The sequence below is a fragment of the Marmoricola sp. URHA0025 HA25 genome (assembly GCF_054059435.1).
Genome location: NZ_JBSSCD010000001.1, coordinates 3,777,680 through 3,802,432, shown reverse-complemented (window position 1 = coordinate 3,802,432; position 24,753 = coordinate 3,777,680). Strand labels below are relative to the sequence as shown.

19 protein-coding genes are annotated in these 24,753 nt (G+C 70.7%); 6 read left to right on the top strand and 13 right to left on the bottom strand.

Going from position 1 to position 24,753, the window contains the following annotated elements:
- Window positions 1-18 precede the first annotated feature (18 nt).
- Window positions 19-3,348 carry a glycosyl hydrolase family 95 catalytic domain-containing protein gene (locus ACVW00_RS18680; protein ID WP_457112395.1) on the bottom strand — a complete coding sequence of 1,110 codons (3,330 nt, stop codon included), beginning with the start codon at window positions 3,346-3,348 and terminating at the stop codon, window positions 19-21.
- Between the two features lie 234 nt (window positions 3,349-3,582).
- On the opposite strand from ACVW00_RS18680, the gene ACVW00_RS18675 reads away from it, so the two are divergent.
- A complete protein-coding gene (locus ACVW00_RS18675) occupies window positions 3,583-4,821 on the top strand; it encodes an SGNH/GDSL hydrolase family protein (RefSeq protein WP_457112394.1) in 1,239 nt (412 codons plus the stop codon).
- Between the two features lie 22 nt (window positions 4,822-4,843).
- Here ACVW00_RS18675 and ACVW00_RS18670 read toward each other — a convergent pair whose 3' ends face one another.
- On the bottom strand, window positions 4,844-6,202 hold the full coding sequence (locus tag ACVW00_RS18670; RefSeq protein ID WP_457112393.1) for a flavin-containing monooxygenase: 1,359 nt from the start codon (window positions 6,200-6,202) through the stop codon (window positions 4,844-4,846).
- Window positions 6,199-7,329 (bottom strand): serine hydrolase domain-containing protein, encoded by a 1,131-nt coding sequence (locus tag ACVW00_RS18665; protein WP_457112392.1) that lies wholly within the window; start codon window positions 7,327-7,329, stop codon window positions 6,199-6,201. Before ACVW00_RS18665 ends, ACVW00_RS18670 begins: the two co-directional genes overlap by 4 nt.
- Window positions 7,330-7,416: 87 nt before the next feature.
- Between ACVW00_RS18665 and ACVW00_RS18660 the strand changes: the two genes are divergently transcribed.
- Window positions 7,417-7,812 (top strand): hypothetical protein, encoded by a 396-nt coding sequence (locus ACVW00_RS18660; protein ID WP_457112391.1) that lies wholly within the window; start codon window positions 7,417-7,419, stop codon window positions 7,810-7,812.
- A 56-nt stretch (window positions 7,813-7,868) separates the two neighbouring features.
- On the opposite strand, the gene ACVW00_RS18655 is transcribed toward ACVW00_RS18660, so the two are convergent.
- From ACVW00_RS18655 to ACVW00_RS18625, 7 genes are read right to left on the bottom strand one after another with little or no spacing between them, the layout of a single operon-like run.
- Complete coding sequence (locus tag ACVW00_RS18655; RefSeq protein WP_457112390.1) at window positions 7,869-8,795, bottom strand: MBL fold metallo-hydrolase; 927 nt, start codon at window positions 8,793-8,795, stop codon at window positions 7,869-7,871.
- Window positions 8,789-9,772, bottom strand: a complete 984-nt coding sequence (locus tag ACVW00_RS18650; protein ID WP_457112389.1) for a zinc-dependent alcohol dehydrogenase family protein — start codon at window positions 9,770-9,772, stop codon at window positions 8,789-8,791. The genes ACVW00_RS18655 and ACVW00_RS18650 overlap by 7 nt, the downstream gene beginning before the upstream one ends.
- A 29-nt stretch (window positions 9,773-9,801) precedes the next feature.
- The gene (locus tag ACVW00_RS18645; protein ID WP_457112388.1) at window positions 9,802-10,596 is read right to left on the bottom strand and encodes an enoyl-CoA hydratase/isomerase family protein; all 795 of its coding nucleotides are present in this window, start codon (window positions 10,594-10,596) and stop codon (window positions 9,802-9,804) included.
- A complete protein-coding gene (locus ACVW00_RS18640) occupies window positions 10,593-12,857 on the bottom strand; it encodes a molybdopterin-dependent oxidoreductase (protein WP_457112387.1) in 2,265 nt (754 codons plus the stop codon). Before ACVW00_RS18640 ends, ACVW00_RS18645 begins: the two co-directional genes overlap by 4 nt.
- On the bottom strand, window positions 12,854-13,435 hold the full coding sequence (locus tag ACVW00_RS18635) for a cupin domain-containing protein (RefSeq protein ID WP_457112386.1): 582 nt from the start codon (window positions 13,433-13,435) through the stop codon (window positions 12,854-12,856). Before ACVW00_RS18635 ends, ACVW00_RS18640 begins: the two co-directional genes overlap by 4 nt.
- The gene (locus ACVW00_RS18630) at window positions 13,432-15,552 is read right to left on the bottom strand and encodes an MBL fold metallo-hydrolase (RefSeq protein WP_457112385.1); all 2,121 of its coding nucleotides are present in this window, start codon (window positions 15,550-15,552) and stop codon (window positions 13,432-13,434) included. The genes ACVW00_RS18635 and ACVW00_RS18630 overlap by 4 nt, the downstream gene beginning before the upstream one ends.
- A gap of 37 nt (window positions 15,553-15,589) precedes the next feature.
- A complete protein-coding gene (locus ACVW00_RS18625) occupies window positions 15,590-16,474 on the bottom strand; it encodes an MBL fold metallo-hydrolase (protein ID WP_457112384.1) in 885 nt (294 codons plus the stop codon).
- 358 nt (window positions 16,475-16,832) lie between these two features.
- Here ACVW00_RS18625 and ACVW00_RS18620 point away from each other — a divergent pair, with 358 nt between their 5' ends.
- Together ACVW00_RS18620 and ACVW00_RS18615 are read left to right on the top strand one after the other, a co-directional pair.
- Complete coding sequence (locus tag ACVW00_RS18620) at window positions 16,833-17,675, top strand: enoyl-CoA hydratase/isomerase family protein (RefSeq protein ID WP_457112383.1); 843 nt, start codon at window positions 16,833-16,835, stop codon at window positions 17,673-17,675.
- 114 nt (window positions 17,676-17,789) lie between these two features.
- On the top strand, window positions 17,790-19,811 hold the full coding sequence (locus tag ACVW00_RS18615) for an oxidoreductase (protein WP_457112382.1): 2,022 nt from the start codon (window positions 17,790-17,792) through the stop codon (window positions 19,809-19,811).
- Between the two features lie 51 nt (window positions 19,812-19,862).
- On the opposite strand, the gene ACVW00_RS18610 is transcribed toward ACVW00_RS18615, so the two are convergent.
- From ACVW00_RS18610 to ACVW00_RS18600, 3 genes are read right to left on the bottom strand one after another with little or no spacing between them, the layout of a single operon-like run.
- Window positions 19,863-20,768, bottom strand: coding sequence for an alpha/beta hydrolase (locus ACVW00_RS18610; RefSeq protein ID WP_457112381.1), 906 nt, complete (start codon window positions 20,766-20,768; stop codon window positions 19,863-19,865).
- Window positions 20,765-21,646 carry an alpha/beta fold hydrolase gene (locus ACVW00_RS18605; protein ID WP_457112380.1) on the bottom strand — a complete coding sequence of 294 codons (882 nt, stop codon included), beginning with the start codon at window positions 21,644-21,646 and terminating at the stop codon, window positions 20,765-20,767. Before ACVW00_RS18605 ends, ACVW00_RS18610 begins: the two co-directional genes overlap by 4 nt.
- A 54-nt stretch (window positions 21,647-21,700) precedes the next feature.
- Window positions 21,701-23,119 (bottom strand): MFS transporter, encoded by a 1,419-nt coding sequence (locus tag ACVW00_RS18600; protein WP_457112379.1) that lies wholly within the window; start codon window positions 23,117-23,119, stop codon window positions 21,701-21,703.
- A gap of 57 nt (window positions 23,120-23,176) precedes the next feature.
- Between ACVW00_RS18600 and ACVW00_RS18595 the strand changes: the two genes are divergently transcribed.
- Together ACVW00_RS18595 and ACVW00_RS18590 are read left to right on the top strand one after the other, a co-directional pair.
- On the top strand, window positions 23,177-23,644 hold the full coding sequence (locus tag ACVW00_RS18595) for a winged helix-turn-helix transcriptional regulator (RefSeq protein WP_457112378.1): 468 nt from the start codon (window positions 23,177-23,179) through the stop codon (window positions 23,642-23,644).
- Window positions 23,645-23,883: 239 nt separating this feature from the next.
- Window positions 23,884-24,753 carry an MlaE family ABC transporter permease gene (locus tag ACVW00_RS18590; RefSeq protein ID WP_457112377.1) on the top strand — a complete coding sequence of 290 codons (870 nt, stop codon included), beginning with the start codon at window positions 23,884-23,886 and terminating at the stop codon, window positions 24,751-24,753.

Here is a 24,753-nt window from a genome sequence, read left to right as displayed (position 1 = left end):
CCGGAGCTCGGGATCCGGCTACCTCACGAAGGTGACGTAGCTGGCGTCACCGCTGCCGTTGCCGGAGTTCGGGCCGAGGACGACCCGGCCGGCGGGCAGCTCTTTCTTGAAGACGACCAGCGGAACGTCCTCCCGGATCGCAGACAGGTCCCACTTCGACAGGTCACCGGAGAAGTCCTCGCTGAAGAGGGTCGAGCCCCCGGGTGTGGAGACCTTGACGTCGTCGTACTCGCCGATGTCGGAGCCACCGAGGTCGAAGCCGACCCGCCCGTGCGCGAACGTGCCGTCGGTGCGGTCGTCGACGAGCGTCCCGTCGAGGAAGGTGCGGATGTGGTCGCCGACCGCCTCGATGCGGAGCCGGTAGGTGTTGCCCGGGGCCGGGGTGATCGGGACGACCGAGCCCAGCAGAGTGGTTCTCCCGTCGACCATCTTGAACATCTGCAGCTGGCCCAGGCCGCCGGCGCTGCCCAGCTTGCCGCCGATCTGCCAGTAGTAGCCGTTGCGGTTGTCGGTCGCGCGGAACATCACGCCGGCACCGACCTGGATCTGCCGCACCGTCGCCTCGACGACCTGGTCGCCCCAGTCGGCCCCTGCCTTCGAGAGGGTCACCCCGCTGCCGGAGGCACGCAGGTGGCCGTCCTGGATCTGGAAGCGGTGCAGGTAGCTGCGGGTGCCGACGGTCATCGGCGTCCGCTCCCAGCCCTGCTGCTGCAGCCACGAGGGCCACCAGGTGCCCTCGCCGCGGGCGTCGAACGCGGTGTAGACGGTCGCCGGGCGGGACAGGTCGAAGGACAGGTAGTCCGCCGGGCTCTTCACCTTCGCATCGGCCTGGGCGCCCTCGATCTGGATGCTGTCCCGCAGCTCTGCGGGCAGGCTGGCGATGCTGTCGCTGCGGTCGACGTACAACGGGTTGCCGTCATGGGCCCGCACGAGCGCGTGCAGCTTCTCCGGGGTCACCCCGGAGACGAGGTCGGACTCCACCTGCACGGGGCCGGCGTCGACTCCCAGGGTCTGGCCGCCGAGGTGCTTCGCGCTGGTAGCCGGGGTGCCGCCGATCTCCTGGAACGGGTACGACGACACCGGGTGCGCGACCCGCTCGAGCACGTACGACGTGCCGTCCGCGACGGGCACCGTGACGCTCGCGGAGTCGGTGGGCGCGACGACGGTCCGGTCGTCGGAGGTGACCCGCACGTGCTCTCCGGGCCACGGGTTGGCGATCTTCAGCGTGTCGTCCGAGCCGGCCCGGATGCCGACGTAGAGCGGCTGCCCGTCGTGGACCTGGGTGCTCACCCGGTGCCCACCGGGAAGGGCGACACTGCCGTCGACGTCCCAGTCCTGCGGGATGGCGGTCGCGACCCGCACGGTGCCGTCGTAGGACTGCACGAGCCCGTCCTGCACTGCGCCGGCGACGATCGCGTTCCACGAGCTGTAGAGGTTGTGGCTCGACTCGGGGTCGTCGTTCTTGCCGTGCACGCTGAACCCGTTGGCGTACTTCTGCAGGTCCGCGGTGCCCTGGACCAACGCCTTCTCCATCTCCGCGGGCCGGTGCAGCCGGGCCGCCCAGATGGCGTCCTCGCTCCACTCACGCGTGAGCGGGAAGACCCTCTTGTCGAACGTTGTCTGCATCAGAGCTGAGCCGGCGTCGAGCTGACCCCAGGGGTAGAGCGCCTCCATGTCGGTGTTCTGGGTGTTCTTCGCGGGCTCCGCGGTCGCCGACCAGGCCAGGACCTGCTCGCCCTGCCGGGTCGTCGTCGGCAGCTCGGGCAGCTTCCGGATCGCCGTCTCCAGCCGGCTGGCCAGGTCCGCATCGCCGCGTTGTGCCGCCAGCCGCGCGACGATCGGGAACATGGTGCGCAGGCCGGCGACGTCGGTCGTCGGGTCGGTGGTGTCCCACTGCGTCTCGAAGGAGTTCACGTGGTGCAGGTGCAGCCGGCCGTCCTCACCGGGCTGCAGCAGCGAGAGGTAGAACTTCGCCACCTCGCGCATCAGTGGGTAGCCCTCGTCGAGGTACGTGGCGTCGCCGGTGTACCGGTAGGTCTCCCAGACGTCGCGCGAGACCTCGAGGCCGCCCGTCAGGATCCGGTTGGTCCACACCGGTGCCTCGGTGCTGTCACAGCCGTCCGTCGTGGTGCCGTCGTAGTTGATCAGCTCGGGCACGCAGACACCCTCGGCCGTCGGCCAGTGCTGCCGCGTGACTGCCTCCATCCGCTGCAGGTGCCCGGTGTAGAGCCGCAGGTACGGCGCGTTGAACGACGCCGTGCCGGCGCCGTAGTTGGCAAAGACCTGCTGACGCAGGTTGAAGTGGAACCAGGTCGACGGCGAGACCGCCGCGTCCGGCCACGGGTAGAGCATGTTGGCGGCGCCGGCCTGGCCCGTGGGGAGGTCGCCGCGCTGCGTCGACGCCGTCGTGTAGAGCTGCTGCGCACGCAGCGCCTCCATGTACTCACCGGTGCCGTCGGGCGAGCTGATCCTGATCGGGGCGACCTGCCCCTCCCAGAACCGGTGCCACCACCCGAGGTGTGCGACGTCGAGACGACCCCGGTCCGCGTCGGCGACCGCTGCGCTGCTGGCCTTCGCCACGTCGCCGCCGGTGTACGACGGCACGCCGACGACGAGCCGGAAGCTGCCGTCGCGCCGCGGGGTGAACGTCAGCCGGACCGTGTCGGGGTCGACCACCGTGGCCGCGACGTCGCGGGCGTCGGCCGTCATGGCGGCGACTGCCCCGGTGGTGCGATCGCTCGCGGCGAAGGTCTCGGCCAGCGCGGCGACGCCGCCGCCCGCGTAGGTCGCGGGTGTGCGGTTGGCGGGGAGCCGGAGCTCCGCGGTCTGCTGCTTTCCGACCGGGGCTCCGGTGACCTCGAGGACGAGCTGGTCGGCGTCGGCGCGCACGTAGGTCTGGGCGGTCATTCCTCCGCCGGACTGGCGCAGCTGTCCGTCGTACAGGTCGACGCGGCCGTGGTAGTCAGGAGCGGTCGCGAGCTGCATGAGCCCGGGCACGACCAGCCGGCCCGCGGTGCGCAGGTTGGGGAAGGTGTCGTTCCGGTTGAGCTGCGCGGTCAGGCCGTCGCGGTTCCACACGGCAGCACCGAGGCGACCGTTGCCCAGCGGCATGCTCTGCTCCTCCCGCGAAGCGGGCTTCTCGAGCACGAGGTCCGAGCGCGAGACCACGCCACGGGTGTCGACGCGGAGCTGGCCACCCCGCCACGCAGTGGTGGCAGCAGCGCCGGCGGCGTGCGCCGCCGGTCCGGTGCGGGCAGTCGTGGTCGGCGTGCTGGCGTGGGCTGGAAGCCCCGTCGCCACGAGGGTGGCGGCGGCGACGACCGCCCCGGCGGTCCATCTCTTCGACATCGCTGATCTCCCGAGTGTGTGCGCGGTCAAACGTTTGTGTGCTTCGCATGTAACGCCTGTCGACGGCCGTATGTCAATCGTTTGAACGATTCCTGGACAGGGTCTCTTGCCAGCGCCGTCGTCGGTGTGGCACGGTGGCGCTCAATCGTTTGAATCGTCTCGGGACGTCGGCGGGATCGGGCCTGACCGCGGTGCGTCCGATCGCGCCCTCGGCCCCCTCAAGAGGGAGTTCGCATGGACACTCACCGCTCAGCGCGCCGGCTTGCAGGCGGTTTGCTGGCCGTCTCGATCATGGTCGCCGGCGGCACGACTGCGACGGCGTCGACCGACTCGAGCGCGCCTCGGCAGTGGGTCGGCAGCTGGTCCGCACCGGTCGCCCCGCCGGCGGGCGGACGCGCAGCGCGTGGCTTCAGCGACCTGACGTTGCGCCAGGTCGCTCACCTCTCGGTGGGCGGCGACGAGGTGCGCATCCGGGTCAGCAACGTGTACGGCGACCGGCCGCTGGTCGTGGGCGCGGCGACGGCCGCGCGTCGCGGTGCTGCGACCACGCCGACGCCGGCTGTCGAGGGCGGCTCGATGACCGCGGTGACGTTCGGTGGGTCCGCGACCGCCACCATCCCGGCCGGGACGCAGCTCCTCTCGGACCCTGTCGAGCTGAGGGTCCCCGACGACAGCGACCTGGTCGTCAGCCTGTACCTGCCGGGGCCGACAGGCCCGGCCAGCTTCCACATCCGCGGACTCGCGGCGTCCTTCCAGGCGGCCGGTGACGCGGTCGGCGACAGCGGTGGCGCGTACGCCTTGATGGACAGCTCGCGGTACTTCCTGTCGGGCGTCGACGTCAGCACGCGCTCTCGCGGAGCGGTCGTCATGCTGGGCGACTCGATCACCGACGGCGTCGCCTCGGCGGCGGACGTCAACCGTCGCTACCCGGACGATCTCGCTGACAGGCTGCTGCAACGGCCCTACGTCCGGGAGTACGGCGTCCTCAATGCGGGCATGAGTGGCAACCGGCTGCTCGCCGACGCCGGTGCGGCCGGTGACTCGGCCCTGCGCCGGTTCGACCGCGACGTGCTCGCCCAGTCCGCGGTGAGCACCGTCGTCGTGCTCGAGGGCATCAACGACATCGGCGCCACCCTTGGCGCTGTCGACGCCCGAGACCTGATCGCCGGCTATCGGCAGATCATCGCGCGGGCTCACGCCGCCGGGCTCACCGCGGTCGGCGGGACGATCACGCCGTTCGAGGACGCGGTGTACTACACCGCGGCGGGCGAGGAGGATCGGCAGGTGGTCAACGAGTGGATCCGCACGTCGGGGGAGTTCGACGCGGTGGCCGACTTCGATGCATCCCTCCGGGACCCGGAGCACCCGTCGCGCCTGCTGGCCACCTACGACTCCGGTGACCACCTGCACCCGAACGAGGCCGGCCTGGCGGCACTGGCCGACGCCGTGGACCTCAAGGACCTCGGGAGCTGAGGCCGGTCGCCGCGCGGCTCCCTCAGTGCGAGGGGGTCGCGGCTCGGGCCTCACCGGCCTCGATCTCGGCGAGCAGGTCGACGACGTACCGAGCGAAGTCGATCTGGATGGTGTGCCGCGGGCTGGCGTAGTACTGCGCGAGGTGCTCGGCCTCGTCCTTCTCCATGATCCGCACCTGCTCCTCGACCGGAGGAAGCACGTAACGGCCGGTGAGGAGGCGTGCGAGCAGCTTGGACTGCTGCTCCGCGAGGTTCACGATCGTCGGTGAGGACTGCGCGAGGCCCAGGTAGAAGAGGTGGTCCACGCCGGGCTTGATCATCCGCTTGAACAGCGGGAAGCGGTGGTCGCTGTCGGGGTGGAGGTCGGCTTCGCCCGCACCGTCCGGGCCCGCGCCGAAGAACGGGAACCTCATGTCGTAGCCGGTGGCGCAGATGATCACGTCCGCCTCGACCGACGACCCGTCGGCCAGGTGCACGGTGTGGCCGTGGAGCCGCTCGATCGCCGGAAGCATGTGGATGTCGCCCGAGCCGGCCTTCGTCAGGAAGTCGGCGCTGACCGAGGGATGCGCGGACAGCGGCTCGTGGTCGGGCTCGGGCAGACCATAGCTGCTCATGCTGCCGACCAGCTCCCTGATCAGCTTGCGGCCGGCTGCGAGCGCCTGCTCCCGCGGGACGTCGGGCGGCGCCATCACCTTGTCGGCGGCGACGCCGTTGCGGTACTTCGGCAGCACCCAGACCCCGCGCCGGGCGGAGACGTAGAGCTTCCGGGCCATCCACGGGCTGGAGAGCTCCGAGGCGATGTCCATCGCCGAGTTGCCCATGCCGACCACGATCACCGTCTTCCCGCGGATCTCGACCGGTTCGAAGGGGTTCACGTAGGCATGGCTGTGCAGCAGGTCGCCGGCGAACTTCTCCGGGTCGGCCCAGCCGGGGAGCCGGGGGCTCCAGTGGTGCCCGTTCGCCACGACGAGGTCGGTGTAGCGGCGGGTCTCGCCGGTCGAGAGGGTGACCTCCCAGCCCTCTCCCGCGGTCGTCGGGACCCTCCTCGCTCGCTCGACACCGGTGTTGAACGAGATCTTCGGGCGCAGGCCGAACTTGTCGACGTACGCGCGGAAGTAGTCGTGGATCAGCGTGTGGTGCGGGAAGTCGGGGTAGTCGGCCGGCGCGGGGAAGTCCTCGAACTGGAGGCGTGCGGTCGAGGTGTCGATGTGCAGCGACTCGTAGACGGCCGAGCGGCCGTTGGGGTTGCGGAAGTACCAGTTGCCGCCGACGTCGTCACTCAGCTCGAACTGGTCGTAGGAGATGCCGAACTCGGCGAGGCGCTTGGCGGTGGTGATGCCGGAGCAGCCGGCGCCGATGACGCAGACGTGGGGAGAGGTCACGGTCCCTCCACGCAGCTGAACGCGGTCCGGACGTAGCCGTCGGTGCGCGGCGAGGACACGGTGTGGACGGCCAGCTTGTTCGGTGTGTACGCCAGCGTCGTACGCCGGTCGAGGTCGTTGACCACGATCGCGCCGCCGAACCCGCTCCACCAGCAGACGCGTCCGTCGGGGATCGCCGGGGCGGACGGCATCGGCAACGCGTAGCCGATGCCGTAGCGAACCGGGACGTCGAGCACAAGGTCGGTGCCCTCGGCCTGGGTCTCGAAGACCCGGGCGATCGTCGCGGGAGACAGCAACCGCAGCCCGCCGGCCACACCGCCATGGGAGAGCGCGGACTGTGCCAGCGCGATCCCACGGGCGTGGCCGTGACCACCGGTGGCGCCGTTCGCACCGAGGCGCCAGGCCTCTCCGTTGACCGCCTCGATCGCGAGGAACGGGTTGGCGACCGTGCGGAGCATGAAGTGGTCGGGCCCCAGCTTCGCGAAGTCGATGTCGGACCGGGGAGGCGCGATCAGGTCGGCGACGAGGTGCAGGTCGTCGGCGGGGACCCCGAGGCGGAAGCCTCCGCCGAGCCGCGCCATCACGTCGTCGTTCACCACGTCGGCCAGCGTGCGGCCCGTCGCCCCGCGCACGATGCCGTCGAGGAGGTGGCCGTGGTTGATGATCTGGTACGCCGGTGCGGTGCCCGGCCCGTACCAGGGCTGCTGCGCCGCGAGCGCGGCCTCGGCGTACGGCAGGTCGAGGCTCTCGGCGATGGTGATCGGGTCCGTCCAGCCGGGCAGCCCGCTGGTGTGACCGAGCACGTGCCGCACCAGGACGGCGTCCTTGCGGTGCGCACCGAACTCCGGCCAGTACGCAGACACGGGGCTGTCCAGGTCCAGCTGGCCGCGGTCCACCAGCGTGAGGACCGCGAGTGCTGCCATCGTCTTCGACACCGACCACACCAGCGTCACGGTGTCGCGTGTCCACGGCACCCCGGGTCGTGCCTCGCCGCCCCACAGGTCGACGACCAGCTCGCCGTCGTGGACCACTGCGACTGCGGCGCCCGCGTCCTCGCCGGCGGCGAGGTTCTTCTCGAGGAGGTCGCGCAGGGGGAGGAATGCCTCCGAGCAGGTTCCGTCGACCACGGGGTCACTCTAGAACGCGTTCTCGTTCTGTGGTCAAGCGTTGAGGCCCGTCATCGCTGCACCGTGGGCGGATGGGACTCTGGGCCCGTGCAATTCACCGAGGCCGAGCTCACCGTCGCGCTGACCGCCGTCGCGAAGGCGACGCTGACCGCTCAGTCCAAGGACATCCGGAAGGGGCGCCTCGACGTCGAGGACGTCTGGCACGACCTCGGTGGCTACGGGCGCTACCAGCTGCTCGACTCGCTCGGCACCCAGGTGCTCCCGGTGCTGGCGTCACTGCCGGACGTGCCGCGGGTGCACGGCGAGCGGCCGTCGTTCAAGGCCGCGCAGATCCGGGCGGCGGTCGAGGAGCACATGGGCGAGGGTGAGGGGCGACTTCGCCGGCTGGCGGTCGTGGCGGCCACGACCTCGCTCGTGCAGAGCGCGTTGGCCCAGCTGCCGCCGTGGGTCGACCCGGAGCAGGCCCGCGCAGTCGACGAGTGAGTGGGCATCCGCGAACGAGCCTCTCGCCCGGCTAGCCACCTGGTGCTGCACCACCGTCAGGCGTGGCAGGTCAGGGGCTCGCCACCGTTGAAGGTCACCATGTCGGCGAGCGCTGCCGCGGTGTCGATCTGCGCTCCCCAGGGTTCGCCCCGCGCCTCGGAGTAGGCGCGGTAGAGGTTGCCGACGATGCGCTCGGGGTCCAGCAGGCCGGCGAACTCGTCGAGATCGGTGGCGAGCGCGGCCTCGAGCGGCGCGACGTCGTCGGCGACCCCGCGGGCGGCGACGTCCTGCACGAAGCGCAGGTACCGCCGCACTTCGTCGATCACCTCGGGACCGCAGACCGGGCCGTGGCCGGGCACGACGGTCTCGGCTCCCAGCCGCTCCAGCTCGTCGAGCGTCTCGAGCGCGCCCGCGACCGAGCCCTGGACGACGAACGGCGTCCCGCCCTTGAACAGGAGGTCGCCGCTGAAGAGCAGCTTGCGCTCCGGCACCCAGACCACGGCGTCGTTGTCGGTGTGGGCGGGGCGACCCAGGTGCCGGATCTCGCAGCGGAGCTCGTCGACGTACACCGAGACGGCCTCCTCGAACGTGAGGAACGGCGGCGCCAGCTCGACCGGCCCCCAGTCGACCTCGGTCCAGTACGGCGCGGAGCGCGGCAGGCCCCAGGCCAGCATTGCCGCCCGCGAGCGTTCCTGGCCGACGATCGTCGCGCCCGGGAACAGGTAGTTCCCGAAGGTGTGGTCGCCGTGGTGGTGGGTGTTGACCAGGGTCCGCACCGGTTGGTCGGTGACGCTAGCGATGGCCTCGCGGTACGCGTTCGTCCGTGCCTGCGTGGAGCACGCGTCGACGCTCACGACGCCGGACGATCCGACGAGGAAACCGGTGTTGTTGATCCACCACGTCCCGTCCGGCTGCACGTAGGCGTAGACGCCGTCGCTCACCTCGGTGAGCGACCCCGGTCCGGGGCGGTCGGCGATCACCACGTGAAGAGAACCTTTCCGGACCCGTCGGGTGCGCTCGCGTGCGCGAGCGCGTCGCGGTGGTCCTCGAGGGAGTACGTCGCGGCCACCGGCGAGTGGAGGGTGCCGTCCGCGACAAGGGGGGCGAGCCTGGCGTAGACAGCGGCAATCTCGTCGTACGGCGTCGTGTCCATCCACTGCTTCTGCCAGAACCCGCGGACCTGCAGCCCGCGGAAGATGAGGTCGGCCGGCGCGACCGGGACGGTGCCGCCGCTCATGCCGCCGTAGCTGACGATGCTCCCGCCGGGTGCCACCCACCGCGCGAGCTCGGTGATGTCCGCCCCGGCGATCGGGTCCAGCAGGAGAGCCAGCCGCTCGTCACCCAGCGTGTTGCCCAGCTGCTCGCCGAGGTCGGGTCCGCTGACGAGGACGGCATCGGCCCCTGCGTCCAGGAGCTCGGCGGCGACCTCGGGCCGGCGGACGACGTTCAGGGTGCGCCAGCCGGACCGCCTCGCCAGGGCGATGACGTAGCGGCCGACCGCCGAGCTGCCCCCGGTCTGTCCGACCCACGCACCGGGAGGCAGGTCGGCGAACTGGCTCAGCAGGAGGTCGGCGGTCACCGGGTTGACGCCCAGCATCGCAAGCTGGAGCGGGTCCGCGCCGGGATCGACCGGAACGGCGTCCCGGCCGTCGATCGCGACCTGGTCCTGCCAGGTGCCGTGGGCCAGGGTCGGCAGGATCAGCACGCGCTCGCCGACCCGGGTCGGGTCGACGGACGCGCCCACGGAGATGATCCGGCCGACACCTTCGGTCCCGAGGACGGCGGGGAGGGCAGGCCGGTGTCCGTACCAGCCCCGGATCAGGAGCAGGTCCGAGGGATTGATCGGCGCGGCCTCCAGCGCCACGAGCACCTGGTCCGGCCCGGGTTCGGGACCCTCCGACTCGGTCAGCTCCGGCACCACGGTGGGCTTTCCGAAGGCGGGGAGCAGCAGCCTCTTCATGATGACCTCCGTGTTGGCGTCGGGCAGCCTCAGCGGAAGGACGGCTGTCGCTTGTCGAGGAACGCGTCGACTCCCTCGATGCCGTCAGGTTCCGCGATCAACCGGGCGATCGTGGCGGCTTCCTGGTCGAGCTGCTCGACCAGAGTGCGTTCGCCGGCCTCGCGGAGCAGTCGCTTCGAGCTCGCGAGGGCACCCGCCGCTCCGTGCCGCAGCGTCGACAGGAGCGTCTCCACGGCGCCGGGCAGCTCGTCGCCGGGAACGGCACGGCTCACCAGACCCCAATCGGCTGCCTCGGCTCCGGTCAGCACGCGATTGGTGAGCGTGAGGTCCAGGGCACGTGGCCAGGTGAGCCGGTTCGCGAGGACCCAGGTGAGGCTGCAGTCAGGGGTCAGGCCCGACGCGGTGTACGCCATCACCAGCTTTGCCTCGGCCGCGGCGATCACGATGTCGCCGACGAGGCCGATGCCCAGGCCGCCTCCCGCAGCAGTTCCCTGGAGGACCGAGACGACGGGGACGTCGAGCGACCGGAGGATCGCCAGGCCGGCGTGCAGGCCGTCCGCGGTCGCTCCGACCTCGGCGCCGCGGTCCGCAGAGGCCGCGAACGCGGCGAGGTCGCCGCCCACGCTGAACAACCGTCCCTGGGCGCAGACCAGCACGACGCGGGCGGCCCCGCTCTCTGCGTCCTGCGCCGCCCGCTCGGCCGCTGTCCTGAGCGCGGCGCCCATCCGCCGATCGAGGCTGTTGGCTGACCCGTGGGCGAGCTCGATGCGGGCGACAGCGTCCACCAGCTCGTAGTTGACGCGGTCGTCGATGTTGACGGTCATGCTGTTCCTCCGGGTTCGGTTGACTGTGCCCGAGCAGCCACGGCCCGGACCTCCACGCTGACTCCGCTGAACACCGCGGTGCCGGAGGGCACGTCGAAGCCACCCGGGCCGGTGATCGCGTTGAGGTTGGCGCCGGGGTTCCGCTCGGCGACGCCGAGCTGGAGTCCGGCGCCCTCGTGACCCCAGCCGTGCGGAAGGCTGACGACACCCGGGCGGATCGCATCGGTGATCTCGACGCTGGCCTCGATCGCACCCGCGTCCGACGAGATGGTGCACAGGTCGCCGTCGACGAGGCCGCGGGACCGCGCGTCGTCGGGGTGCATCCGCAGCGTGCACCGGTCCTTGCCGCGCATGAGCGCCGGGACGTTGTGCAGCCAGCTGTTCATCGAGCGCGTCTGTCGCCGGCCGACGATGACGAGGTCGCCGGGGTCGTCGTCGAGGCCTTCGCGCACCCTCGTGAGGTCGGCGACAAGTGCGTCGGGGGCCAGCTCGACCCGACCGGAGGGCGTCCGCAGGACCTCGGGCAGCCGGGGCTGGAGGGGTCCGAGCTCGATACCGCGCGGATGACGCTTGAGCTCCGCGAGAGTCAGCCCGCCGGGCCGGGCGCCGAAGTGGTCGCCGTACGCGCCGGCGCGGAGCAGGAGGTCCAGCCCTCGCTCCGGTCCGCGCTCGTCGCCGAGCTCCTTCAGGACGTCCTGTGGATCGAGGTGGCCGAGCACGCTTCCCGGCTCCTCGACGAGGTCGTGCACCAGTGCCGACAGGATGATGTCGTCGATCACGCCGCGGTCGGTGCTCCCGAACCCGGCGAGCACGGCGGTGAGCTCCAGCAGGATGTCGTGCTCGGAGCAGCTCCCGGGCTCCTGCTCGAGGACGGCGTCGTCCCACCGAGCGTGGTTGCCGCTGGTCAGCTGGTTGTAGAACACGTCGTAGTGGTCGCGCTCGAACGGCGAGGGCGGCGGCAGGACGATGTCGGCGTGGCGCGTTGTCTCGTTGAGGTAGTGATCGACCGAGACGACCAGCTCGACGTGATCGAGGGCCTGCTCGTATCGCGCGCTGTCGGGGGCCGACCGGGCGCCGTTGCTCGCCATCGTGATCAGGGCGCGGACCGGTGATCCGTCGGCCAGGATCTCGGCGGCGAGCGCGCCGAGGGGCAGCTCGCCGAGAACCTCGGGGAGGCCGCCCTGGGTGTGCCAGCGGCCCGTGGGGAAGGGCTCTCCTCGGCCCGGCGTGCTACGCGTGTTGTGGCCCGCCGCGGCCGGCAGCGGCCAGAGCATCCCGCCCGGTCGGTCGAGGTTGCCGGTCAGCGCAGCGAGGGCGTACATGAACCAGACGGTGAGCGTCCCGAACTCCTGCGTCATGGCGCCGACCCGCCCGTAGATGGCGGCCGACCGAGCGGTGCCGATCTCTCGCGCGAGCTCGCGGATGGCCTCGGGCTCGATGCCGCAGCGCTTGCTCACGGCTTCGGGAGTGAACGGGGAGACCGCAGCGCGCAAGATGTCCACCCCGGCGAGGTGGTCCCCGAGGACGTCCAGCCGGGTCAGCCCCTCCTCGAAGATCACGTTGGTCACGGCGGCGAAGAGCGCCGCGTCGCCGCCCGGCCGCACCGCGAGGTGCAGGTCGGCCATCTCGGCTGTCTCGTTCCGCGCCGGGTCGACCACGACGATCCGCCCGCCACGCTCCTGGATCGCCTTGAGGCGCCCTCGCGGAGCAGTGATCCCGGTGGCGTTCGAGACCAGGGCGTTGCAGCCGATCAGCACCAGCAGGTCCGTGCGGTCGATGTCGGCGGCCGCGTGGGAGAAGGAGCCGGTGTTGCGTGCGCCGAACATCAGCCCGGCCGCAGTCATCATGGGCATGTGGTCGACCGTCGCGGACGTGTAGACCTGCTTCGCCCCGAGGAGCCGCAACGACATGGTCCCGTAGATCCACGTCCCGAAGTCGTGGGTGAGCGGAGTGCCCAGGTGCCAGGCGACGGCATCGGGACCGCTTTCGGCGGTGATCGGCCCGAGGCGCTCCTGGAGCAGGGCGAAGGCGTCGTCCCAGGTCGTCTCGACGAGCTTCCCGTCGCGACGGACCAGTGGCACGCGCAGGCGGTCCGGATCGTCGTGCAAGCCCTTCAGGGCGGTGCCCTTCGGGCAGATGAAGCCACGCGTCACCGGATGGTCGGCGTCGCCGCGCACGCTGACGACCTCACCGCCCTCGACCTCGATCCGCAGGCCGCAGGTGACCTCGCACAGGGGACAGGTGGTCAGGTGCTCGCTCATGCTTCCCTCCAGAACAGCCGGCCGATCGCCGCCAGAGCGGGGATCGCCACGTGTCGCTGCAGCACGGCGGGCAGTGCAGGTGCGAGCACGTCCGCGCCGGTCTCGTGCACGATCCTCATCACCACAGGCAGGGGCGGCTGGCCCCGGCCCGTGAGCTGGTCCTGCTGGGTGGCGCGGCCCATACGGATCCCGAAGTCGATCCACTCGGGTCCGGCGGGCGAGAGCAGTGAGGTGATCGTCGCCGGCCCTGCCTTCGTCGCCCACGGATCCGCGTGCACCGTGCCGGCGGGGACCACGATGACGTCGCCCGCCTGCGCCGTGCGCCTCCTGCCGCCCTTCAGGTAATGGACAGTGCCGTCTCGGACGAAGTGCACCTCGTCGGTGTGCTTGTGCCGGTGCGGCACGAGGAACCCGGCACCGGACTGGAACGTCCGGTCGAGGCACGCCCACCACGCTCCGTCCAGCCACACGCTGCTCCTCAAGGCGACCTCGGCGCGCTCGTCGGGTGAGCGGTAGCGTCCGACGACGAGCGGCGGGAGCGGGATCGAGAGCGGATCCGGTGGTGCTTCGACCGTCACCGGACGCCCTCGTTCGCGGCTCGCGAGAACAGGAACACACCCTCCGCGGTCCTGCTCCGGCTGGCCAGACCACGTGCGACCAGGAGCTCCAGGTGTGCCTTCGTCTCCATCGCGGCGATGCCCTGGTTGAACAGGTCGAGCTCGTCGAAGGTGCGCTCGTGGCGGGTCCAGCCGAGCAGCTTCGCGACCTCGAACGCGGGTGCCGAACGTGTGCCGAGAGCCTCGAGACTCTTCTCGAGCCGGTGCTCGTGGTGGCGCAGGAGCTCGTCGACGCGTGCGTGGGTCGACGGCGCCACGGGACCGTGCGCCGGGAGCACCCGCATGTCGGGCAGCCGTCTCACCTTGGTCAACGAGGCCATGAAGTCGCCCAGCGGGTCGGGTGCGGGTGGCATCGTGAACCCGATCGACGGGGTGATGGTCGGCAGCACGTGGTCGCCCGCGAACAGCAGCTCGGCTCTCCGGTCGGCGAACACGTAGTGCCCCGCGGTGTGCCCGGGCGTGTGCACGGCATCGAGGGTGCGGGTGCCCACCGGGATCTCGTGATCGCCCTCGAACCACGTGTCGGGATAGAGCCAGACGTCCTGCTTCGGGACAGCCTGCTCCACCTGGTTCCACTGCAGGGCGAGCTCGACAGCCCCCGCGCCGGCCAGGCTCGCGAAGAACGGCGTCTCGGTGCGCGGCCGCTCACGATCGTTGAGGAGATCGAGACTGGCCTTCTCCTCTGCTCCCAGGCCGACGTCCGCGCCGAACTCGCGTCCGAGAAGGGCAGCCATGCTGTAGTGGTCGCGGTGCACGTGCGTGACGAGGAAGCGCCGAATGTCGCCGAACCCCGCGCCGAGAAGGCCGAGGGATCGCTCGAACACGTCGCGAGCGACGTCGATGGCCCAGCCGCCGTCGACCAGGACCAGTCCGTCGTCGGTCTCGATGACGTAGACGTTGACCGCCTTCAACACGTCGGACGGGAGCGGTAGCGGGATCCGGTGGATGCCTTCGGAGACCGGCCAGGCGCCTTCGGCTGCCCAGTGCTCGCCCGAGTCGGGAGAGACGGCGTACGCCGTGGGCGTGGTGCTGAGCGACCGCGTCGCGGCGGAGTGCGAGGAAGGAGGCTCGCCCACGTCGATCAGCACCTTCCCCACCGTCGCGCCCTCGACTGCGTCATGGGCTGCGGCCGCTTCCTCCAGCGGGAAGTGGTGGAGGGGCAGGCCCACGTCCTCGCCCACGCAGAGCGCTCCGGCGACGATCGCGGCGTTCACGTCCTCGGCGGCTGCGTGCAGCAGGTCGCGGCGCAGGGTGTAGAGGACCACGAACTGGTAGCGCGCGTTCAGCCAGAAGGTCCTCAGGATGTCGACGCCGAAGGTGTTGCCGCCGTTGTTCGCGTACACCGCGATCGTGCCGTGCGTCTTGAGGACGGCGAGGTCCAGCTCGTTGTTCTGTGCCGGGGAGACCTCGACCACGAGGTCGACACCCTCCGGCGCCAGGGCGCGGATCTCCCTGGCCGCGTCGCCGGTGCGGTAGTTCACGACGTGGTGGGCACCTGCCGCGCTCGCCAGGCGTCCCTTGTCCGCACTCGAGACGGTGGTGACGACGGTTGCGCCCGACCAGCGCGCGAGCTGGATGGCTGCGTTCCCGACTGCGCCCGCACCGCCGGCGACGAGAACCACACGGCCCTCGAGCGTCCCGGGGCCCAGCCGGGTCGGGCCTCCGTCCGCGCAGGTCAGCGCACGGTGCGCCGTGACGGCCGGAACGCCGATGCTCGCTCCCAGGTCGAAGTCGGCTTCGGACGGCAGCCGGAAGACCCGATCGACGGGCTGCACGGTGTACTCGGCCGCCGTGCCGTAGGGCCGCTCGTGCTGGGCCAGGACCAGCCACACCCGGTCGCCCACCGCCAGGTCGTCGACGCCGGTCCCGATGGCGTCGACGATGCCGGCGCCGTCCTGGCCCGGGGCCACCTCGTCGTAGCCCTGAGGGGTGTGGGCGCGGAACTTCCAGTCGGTCGGGTTGACCCCCGATCGGAAGACCTGCACGCGGACCTCGCCCTGGCCCGGCTCCGGGACGGCACGCTCGACCGTCCTCAGGACCGACGACGGACCGTTCTCGGCGTACGTCACTGCTCGCATCGTGGCTCCTGGACGACCTCGTCGCACCGGCCGCCGGTCATGTCGCCGAGACCGACTGCGCGGCGGCCTCCTTGTCGCGCATGCGGGTCTGGACGTTGATGCCGAACCAGAGCGCGGACCGGTTGATCCGGTCCGGGTGGCGGGCGACGAGGTCGGTGAACATCTCCTCGGCTGACGCACCGGACTCCAGGGCTGCATCGAAGTCGTCGAGGAACTGTCGGGTCTCCGCGACGTGCCGGGGATCGTCGTCCGCCGTCGGGTCCTTGTGGCCGCCGACGACGTGCGCAGCGCCGCAGGCCGCGATGTCGTCGAGGGCCTGGCGCCACTCGTCGCGCGAGGCCCGGGTGGTCTCGACCGTGAACGGGAACACGCCGTTGTAGACGATGTCGCCGGCCACGACCAGGTCGAGGTCGGGAACGTGGACGAACGTGGTGTCCGAGCGGTCGGTGTGACCGGCCCGGTGGACGAGCAGGGTGTGTCCCTCGAGCTCGATCCGGTCGCACTCGAGCGGCTCCGCCGTCACCAGATCGTCGGGGATCTGGTCGCCGAACACCGGCTGCCAGAGCTTGTCGTAGATCGGTGGCGACGCCTGCTCCTCCATGTGCGCGATGACCTCGGGCAGTGCGACGACCCGCACGCCGGGGTGCTGCTCGACGAGAGGTGCGAGCCCGAAGAAGTGGTCGCCGTGGCCGTGCGTCACGTAGATCGTCTGCAGGGTGCGGCCGTGGCTCGCGACCCACTCGATCAACGCGGCCGCGTGCTCCTTGGTCGTCATCCCGTCGATGAGGACGGCGCTCTCCTGACCGCAGATCAGGGTCGCGGACGTCGGGGACCACTCGCTGGGGGAGCCGTCCGGGGCGGGGCGTCCGGGGACCTGCTGCTTGTCGGCGACCAGCACGTCGTAGGTCAGTTGTCCTGGCACGATCTGCCTTCCTCTTCGTCACCGTCCAGCGTCGGAGATGATCTCGCGTGCGATGGTCCGAACGCCGCTCGCGATTCCGCGCCGGTGCTCGCGGTGGCGACGCGACCGGGGTCCGCGCCGTCCGGCTTTCACGCTAGGGACCGGTCGTTTCGGCCGACTAGGACTCGCGTGCCGTCCGGTGGTACGCCCGTGCCCCGATCACGAGGATGCGCCCGAACTGCGTGTCGACGGAGGTCACCACGCCGCGCTGCACGACAAGGGCGCTGAGGTACCACCGTGAGGCGCACTCGTTCTAGAAGAGGACGCCGGCACGTTCATAGCCTGACGTGACTGCCCCACCCAGAGAAAGGCGTCACCCATGACCACGCCGGCTTCCACCGAGCAGTTCACCCTCGAGGACAAGGACGGAGTGCTCGTCGTCACCTTCTCCACAACCCCGCTCAACTACCTGAACATGCAGAGCCTCGCCGAGTTCGCGCAGATCCTTCCGATCATGGAGGAACCGCAGTACCGGGCGGTCGTCTTCCAGTCGCGGCCCGAGGAGCAGGGGTTCATGACGCACTTCTCCGTCGAGGAGATCTACGACCTGATCAAGACCCCCGAGCTGGCGCGCTACTCAGCCGCGGTCGTCCGCGACTTCAAGAAGCTGCTGGACCGCCTCGCTGCGCTCCCCAAGCTGACGATCGCCGCCCTCAACGGCGACACGATGGGCGGCGGCCTGGAGTTCACCCTCGCGTGCGACATCCGCATCGGCGAGAAGGGCGACTACCGGTACGGGAACCCGGAGGTGCGCCTGGGCATCATTCCCGGCGCAGGCGCCAGCCAGCGACTCTCCCGCCTGGTCGGCCTCGGCAAGGCGGTCGACATCATCCTTCGCGGTCGGGTGGTCACCCCCGAGGAAGCCCTTGCTGTCGGGATCACGACGGAGCTCGTCGACGACGCGCCGGCGCGTGCCATGGAGATCGCACGCGAGGTCGCAACCTTCCCGCCGCTCGGCGTGGCGAAGGCCAAGGCTTCGGTCTACAAGGGCTTCGACACCGACCTGCAGAGCGGTCTGGAGATGGAGAGCCTGTTCTGGTCCGAGGGCATGCAGTCCGACGACGCCCAGGTCGCGATGGCGGAGTTCCTCAAGCTGCCGCTGGACAAGCGCCGCGACTGGATCGAGAACACCGCCGCCTACCCCGAGTTCAACGGCGTCTAGGCGCAGCCCTGGCCCGTCCCGGCGTACCGACGCGTCGGCCCGGAACCGTCGCAGGCTCCCGATCCCCGTCCGGACGGGTCTCGGGAGCCTTCGCGACTCACGAGGAGAGATGTCATGACCCGGTACTCGCGCCTGCTCGCGCCACTGGACCTCGGGCACACGAAGCTCAAGAACCGGGTCGTCATGGGCTCGATGCACCTCGGCCTGGAGGAGGCCGAGGACGGGTTCGCCCGGATGGCTGCCTTCTACGCCGAGCGGGCCCGGGAGGACGTCGCCCTCATCGTCACCGGTGGCATCGCGCCCAACATCGACGGTCGGCCCTTCGCTCGCGGTGCGGTGATGACCACCTGGAGGGAGGCGCAGGAGCACCGGGTGGTCACCGACGCCGTCCACGAGGCGGGCGGGCTGATCGCGATGCAGATCCTGCACTTCGGCAGGTACTCGACGCACGACGACCTGGTGGCACCGAGCGCCGTGCGCGCCCCGATCAGCCACCGCACCCCGCGCGCCATGGAGCCCGAGGAGATCGAGCAGACGATCGAGGACTTCGTCCGGGCGGCAGAGCTCGCGCGCGACGCCGGGTACGACGGTGTCGAGATCATGGGGTCGGAGGGGTACCTCATCAACACCTTCCTCGCCCCCAGGACGAACCACCGGACCGATGACTGGGGCGGTGACCCACCACGTCGGAGGCGGTTCGCCCTCGAGATCACCCGGCGAACCCGGGAACGGCTGGGGCCCGACTTCATCGTGATCTTCCGGCTCTCGATGCTCGACCTGGTCGACGGCGGCTCGACCCTCGAGGACAATCTCGTGCTGGCCAAGGAGCTGGAGGCCGCCGGTGCCAGCATGATCAGCACCGGTATCGGCTGGCACGAGTCCCGGGTGCCGACGATCGCCACCAGCGTCCCTCGTGCAGCGTTCGCGCAGGTGACTGGGCGGATCAGGAACGCGGTCGGCATCCCGGTCGTCGCCAGCAACCGGATCAACACTCCGCAGGTGGCCGAGGACCTCCTCGCCGAGGGAGTCTGCGACCTGGTCTCGATGGCACGGCCGTTCCTCGCTGACCCTGCCTTCGTCTCCAAGACGATCGCCGGCCGCACCGACAGGATCAACACCTGCATCGGGTGCAACCAGGCGTGCATCGACCACACGCTCGGCGGACAGCTCACGACGTGCCTGGTCAACCCACGGGCCTGCAACGAGACGCTCCTCACCCTTCCCCAGGTGCGCCGTCGCAAGCGGATCGGCGTCGTCGGCGCCGGCCCCGCAGGCATGGCGTTCTCCCTCGCGGCCGCGCAGCGCGGCCATCACGTGGAGCTGCACGACGCCGCGGACGTCATCGGTGGCCAGTTCGACCTGGCCCGGCGGATCCCCGGCAAGGAGGAGTTCGCGGAGACGCTGCGCTACTTCGCCACCGAGCTGGCCGAGCACGACGTCGTGGTCCGGCTCGGGCACCGCGTCACCTCCGGGGAGCTGCTGGACGCCGCGTACGACGAGGTCGTGATCGCGACCGGCGTCACACCGCGCGAGCCGGTGATCGAGGGCCTGGACCACCCGAAGGTGGTCGGGTACCTCGACGTGCTGCGCGGTACGGCGGTGCCGGGGGACTCCGTGGCGATCATCGGGGCGGGCGGCATCGGCTTCGACATCGCCGAGTTCCTCTGCCGCGACGGTGACTCCACCAGCCTCGACGTCGCTGCGTTCCAGCGCCACTGGGGCATCGACCCGGACCACGAGACCGAGGGTGGACTCGCCGAGCCGGCGGTGCGGCCGAGCCGCCGCAAGATCCAGCTTCTCCAGCGCAAGGCGTCGAAGGTCGGCGCAAGCCTCGGGCTGACCACCGGCTGGATCCACCGCACCGAGCTCACCAGCAGGGGAGTCGAGATGATCCCCGACGTGGCGTACGCGCGGGTCGACGACGACGGGCTCCACGTCGAGATCGGTGGCCAGCCGGCAGTCCTGGACGTGGACACGGTCGTCGTCTGTGCGGGCCAGGAGCCCGCACGCGACCTCTACGACGAGCTGGTCGAGGCAGAGCTGGAGCCGCGCCTGATCGGCGGCGCGTACGTCGCGGCCGAGCTCGATGCGAAGCGGGCGATCCGGCACGGCGTGGAGCTGGCAGCGTCGCTGTGACCCCACGGTGTGCGCGTCTCGTGCCGCCCGTCGGCCGGCGCTGCCTCGTCGCTAGCTCGGCTGTACTCCCTGCCTCGCCAGGAACCCGAGTGTCGCCTCGGCGATGTCGCGCCAACCGGAGTCGAGCACGAGGGAATGGCCACGGTCCGCGAACTCGACGAGCTCGGTGACCCCGGGGTTGGTCCGCTGCCGGTGGTAGGCCGCCCTGGAGATGGCCGGAGGTGCGGTGTGGTCCCGGCCTCCGGCCATCAGCAACATCGGTCCGCGGTCGGGGTTCCCGACGTCGAACCCGGTCTCCGACCTCGGGTTGAGGTTGCCCAGGGCGGCCTGGAAGAAGGGCAGGCCGGGTGCAGCGACGTGGTGTGCGTCGTACAGGTCCCTGGCCTCGGTCGCCGACACCGCGTTGGCGAACGCGTACCGGAACTGCTCGTAGGTCAGGGTCACGGCGCGTCCCCGGTTGACCGGGTTCCCGAGCACCGGGAAGGACGAGCGCAGCATCGCGAGCGGCAGGGGACGGATCCCGCGCCCCGGCGCCCGGTCGATCGACACCGAGCCGACGGCCAGTCCGCGGCCGGCGAGGATCTCCGCGAGCTGGCCGCCGAAGGAGTGTCCGACCAGCACGGGTCGCCGCGACAGGCCGCCGATCAGCTCGGCGACGTGGTCCGCCGCCGCGCCGACCGAGGTGCCGCCGAACGCCTGGGGTCGTCGGCGGGCCTGCTCGACGGAGCCGGGATCGCCGGGCCAGTCGGCCGCGACCGTGGCGTAGCCGCGCTCGTCGAACAGGTCGCGCCAGGACCGCCACGACTCGGCGAGGGTCCACAGTCCGTGGAGGAAGACCACCGGCTGCCTGCCGGTCCGGTTGGCCGTCAGCACCTCCTCCTTCTCGCGTGGCGAGATCGGCGTGTCGCGACGTCCTGTCCGCGTGATCAGCGGGTTCCGCGCGCTCGGCCGGATCACGCCAGTGAGTTCAGCAGGTCGGCCGGCACGTCGGGCCGCTCCAGGGCGATGAAGTGGCCGGCCTTCGAGACCTCGGTGAACGTGGCGGCGGGGAGCAGCTCCTGGTTGGCCTTGCGGTCCGAGCGACGCGACCAGTCCTTCTCGCCGTAGATGAGGTGGACCGGTGCCTTGACCTCCGGGTAGCGGGAGCGGGCTGCGATGAGGCTCGGGAGGTTCTGGTAGACGCCACGCGCCACCGTGGGATAGCCCGGACGACGCCCGACCTCGAGCAGCTCGTCGAGGTAGTCGGGCCGGAGTGCTGCCTTGTCACCGAGACCACCGTGCAGGATGGCGCGCATGATCGGCTTGGGCTCGACCGCGGCGATCCTCGGACCGACTCCGGGCGCGAGGACGCCGGTGACGACGAAGCGCGCCAGCAGGCTGGATCGAGCGATCCCCCCCGCGTAGTCGTAGGCGTTGACGGCCACGACCCGGCGTACCCGCTCGGGGAGGTCGGCGGCGGTGGTCAGCGCGAGCACGGCTCCCATCGACTCGCCGACCAGGGTCACGTCCTGGAGGTCCAGCTGCGTGAGCAGCTCCTTGACTCCCGCCCGCATGGCGGGCTCCTCGTAGGAAGCGCCTGGAACGATCTCCGAGTGGCCCATGCCCGGGAGGTCGAGGGCGTAGACGGTGTAGTTCTCCTGGACGAGCGGGATCAGCTGCCGGTAGTGCTCGGCCTGCGTGCGCACCGTGTGCAGCAGCACGAGCGGGGCGCCGGTTCCGCCGGCCAGGTAGCGAAGACGGCCGCGGCCCCGGCGGTCGGGCCCGCTCGGGTCGATGACGTGGGCGGTCGTGCCCGGGATCGTGATCGTGGATGCTGTGCTGCTGCTCTTGGACATGTTCGTCTCCTCGGACGTGGTGTGGATGCGGATCGTGGTCTGCCACGCGGGCAGTCAGTGCGCCAGGACCAGCGCCTCCGTCCCTTCCGTCTCCGGAGTACGTCGGCTGCCCATCGTGAGCGCTGCAACCGCCGATGCGAGCGAGGTGCCGGCGATGAACGCCCAGGCCCCACGGACTGCGTCCGTGTCGGCGACACCCGTGCCGAGGATGCTGACCAGGACGCTGACACCGAGCACGAGACCGACCTGGCGGGCCATGCTGATGATCCCGCTGCCGGTCGCCGACTGCGCGGGCGGCAGGCTCGCCGTCCCCGCGGCGACCAGGTTCGGGAGCCCCAGGCCGACACCCGCTCCGATGACGAGCCAGCCAGGCAGCACCGTCGTCCAGTACGACGGGTCGGTGCTGAGCGAGGTGAGCAGGATGATCGCGCCGGCGGCAACGAAGACGCCGCCCGCGGCGATGAGCCGTGAGGGGTGCACGTGTCCGAAGAGCCTTTCGGCGAGAACGCTTGCGACGGGCACGACGAGCGGGCCGGCGGCGATCGCGAATCCGGTCTCCAGGGCAGAGAAGCCCCATGCCTGCTGCATCCAGAGGATCGCCAGCAGCAGCGCGGCCCCGAACGCTCCGTTGAAGAGGAGGGTGGCGCCGTTGACCGAGGTGAACGACCGGACGCGGAACAGGCCGGGATCGATCACGGGATTGGGATGACGGCGGGAGAACCCGACGAACCCGACCAGGGCCACGCCGGCGGCGGCGAATGCTCCGATGGTGCGGCCCGAGGACCAGCCCCAGTCGTTGGACTGCACGAGCCCCAGGACCAGTGCGCCGATGGACGCGGCGAGCATCAGTGCGCCCAGGAGGTCGGGACGCGGGGCGCCCTGGTTGTGGCGGACGTCCGGCACGAGGCGTACGGCCGCGATCACGAGCGCGGCACCGATGGGCACGTTGATCCAGAAGGCCCAGTGCCACGACAGCTGGACGAGCACACCACCCGCGGCCGGGCCGAGCGCCGCCGCGATCGCGCCGCTCAGCGCCCACATCCTCGCACCGGCGGCTCGTCGCTCGGGTGGGAGCGCGGCGAGGAGGAGGCCGAGGCTGGCCGGGGTCATCACCGCTGCGCCGATGGCCTGCACGGCACGGAGTGCGACCAGCACCCAGACGCCGTCGGCATACCCGCAGGCCAGGCTGGCCAGCGTGAACAGCGCCAGGCCGGTGACGAAGCCGCCCTTGTGGCCGTATCGGTCGGTCAGTCGGCCGGCGGGGATGAGGAGCGCGGCGTACACGACCGCGTACGCGTTGAGGATCCAGCTCAGGTCGCCGAGAGACGGCGGGTGGGCACCGGCGCTGAAGTCACGTCCGATGTCGTCGAAGGCGACGTTCACGATGAACAGGTCGAGGCCGGCGAGGAAGGAGGCGCTGATCAGGATCGTGGTGATCGCGACCGTGTGCCGTGGCTGACTTGAGATCTCCATAGCCAGACTCTAAGGGCTGGCTATGGATATGACAAGTCAGCGCGTATGGTGAGCTGCATGACTGTGCAGCTGGAAGGTCACCTGGCCACCCGCGGTGACGCACCCCTGGGAGACCAGTGCCCCATGGACCGCGCCCTCGGGATGGTCGGCAGCCGGACGGCACTGTTGCTGCTCCGCGAGGCGTTCTACGGCGCGACGCGCTTCGACCAGCTCTGGAAGCGCGTCGGGATCACCGAGGCCGCGGCCGCCCAGCGGCTCCGTGAGCTCGTCTCCGTGGGCGTGCTGGAGAAGCAGCCCTATCGCGAGCCCGGTCAGCGCACGCGCACCGAGTACGTCCTGACGCCCGCCGGACACGAGCTGATGCCCGTCGTCCTCGGCCTGCTCCAGTGGGGTGCTGCCCATGCGTCCGACGGTGAGGGCGTGGTGATGAACCACGCCGACTGCGGCGCCCAGGTGCGGTCGGTCGTGCGATGTGCGGCCGGACACGACGTGCCCGAGTCGGAGGTCGTCATCGCGACCCGATGACGCCCGCCTCGCACGGACCGCGCCAGGCTCGCGGTACGCCGGCGCGCGGTGGCGCAGGAGTACCAGCGGAAGGCGCAGTCGTCCTATAGACGCACGTCACATCTTCCTACTGTGGAACGGCCGAGGGAGAGGGCGGCGCGAGCACGGACAGGACCGATGAACTCACCACCGCGAAAGCCCGGCTGCCGGGGATTCCGCGTCGGACGCGGTGACGCTGCGCGGTGCAAGGGGGCGACGCCATGACGGCCACGCACGTAAGGGAGATCGTCGCGGGCGGTCCGGCGGGCCCGGTGAGGCCGGAGCATCGCGTCGACCGGGTCAACCAGCTGGCCGCGCAGGCGGTCCGCGACCAGCCCTGGGTCCGGGTGCTCCAGGAGATCGGCGGGTTCTACGCGTTCTGCCTCGAGGTCTTCAGGAAGATGTTCACCCGCAAGTTCCGCTTCGACGAGTTCGTGCACCAGGCGTGGTTCATCTCCAGCGTGTCCATCGGGCCCGCGATCATGGTGTCGATCCCGTTCTGCGTCGTGCTCACCTTCCAGATCAACCAGATCCTCATCCAGATCGGTGCGGTGGACCTGGCAGGAGCGGGGTCGGCCGTCGCGGTGATCCGCGAGCTCGGACCGATCGTGAGCGTGCTCGCGGTCGCCGGCGCGGGAGCGACCGCGATCGCCGCCGACCTCGCGTCCCGCACCATCCGCGAGGAGATCGACGCGATGGTGACGCTGGGCATCGACCCGGTCCAGCGACTCGTCGTGCCGCGGGTCGTGGCAGCGACCCTGATCGGGATCGCCCTGAACGCACTGGTGTCGATCGTCGGACTGGCCGGCGGCTACTTCTTCTCGGTGCACCTGCAGGGGGCGACGCCCGGCCTGTTCGTGTCGGACATCTCGCTGCTCGTGGGCGTCTTCGACTTCGTCATCGCCGAGATCAAGGCCGCGGTGTTCGGCCTCCTCGCCGGCCTGACCGCCTGCTACCTGGGCCTGAAGGTGAAGGGTGGGCCGAAGGGAGTCGGCGACGCCGTGAACCAGACGGTCGTCTTCTCCTTCATGCTGCTCTTCGCCGCCAACAGCGTCATCACCACGATCTTCTTCCAGTTCAAGGATCGCTGA